This is a genomic window from Massilia sp. CT11-108, from assembly GCF_047302915.1.
Classification (GTDB): domain Bacteria; phylum Pseudomonadota; class Gammaproteobacteria; order Burkholderiales; family Burkholderiaceae_D; genus Telluria; species Telluria orientalis.
This window is the reverse complement of sequence record NZ_JBKYMO010001071.1, coordinates 1-773: the sequence shown is the minus strand read 5'-3', so window position 1 is coordinate 773 and position 773 is coordinate 1. Positions and strand designations below refer to the sequence as shown.

Sequence of the window (773 nt, the reverse complement as noted above, 5' to 3'; positions counted from 1 at the left end):
GCACGGCCTCGCAGCCCGCCGTGTTCGGCGCCGCCGCGCAGACGGCGAGGCTCGGCAGGCGCACGTCGCAGCCCTGCAGGCTCGGACTGCCGATGCATTGCGCCAGGGTCGGCAGCACGGCGTCGCAGCCGGGCAGCTTGGTATTGCCCTGGCATTGCGTCAGCGTGGGCAGGATGCCGCTGCAGCTCGCATCGTGGGGGTTCGCGAGGCAGGCCTGGAAGCCCAGCGCCAGCACCTGCGTACAACCTTCCAGCGACGGCGTCAGCTTGCACACGTCCAGCTTCGGCAGGATGTCGCCGCAGCCCGCGCCGGACGGATTTGCAAGACAGGCGTCGAACCGGGCGCGCGCCAGCACGGCCGCACAGCCGTAGGCGCTGCCGTCCGCGCGGCACTGGTCCAGCGGCGGCAAGGTCGCCGTGCAGCCCGGCGCCTTCGGATCGGCGATGCAGGCGCTGATGGCGTCGTGTTCCTTGATGACGACGGCGCAGCCATAGGTCGCCGGCGCCGTCTTGCAGACGTCGTACACGGGCAACGTGGTCGTGCAGCCCGGCGCCTTCGGGTCGGCCATGCACGCGGTGATCGCGTCGTGTTCCTTGATGATGGCACCGCAGCCCGGCGCGGTGGGCTGGGCCGAGCACGTCTCGTACGTCGGCATGATCTCGCCGCAGTGCGGGGCGGACGGATTCGCAGTGCAGGCCGGGCGGCCGGGGGCCCCCCCCCGGGGGCGCCCCCCCCCCCCGGCGGGGCGGGGGGGGTTAAAAAAAAAGACGCCC

The 773-nt window shown here is 72.6% G+C and carries 1 protein-coding gene; it reads right to left on the bottom strand.

Going from position 1 to position 773, the window contains the following annotated elements; translation table 11 throughout:
• On the bottom strand, positions 1–773 hold a 773-nt coding region (locus ACEN88_RS33185; protein ID WP_413346562.1), incomplete at both ends, for a hypothetical protein.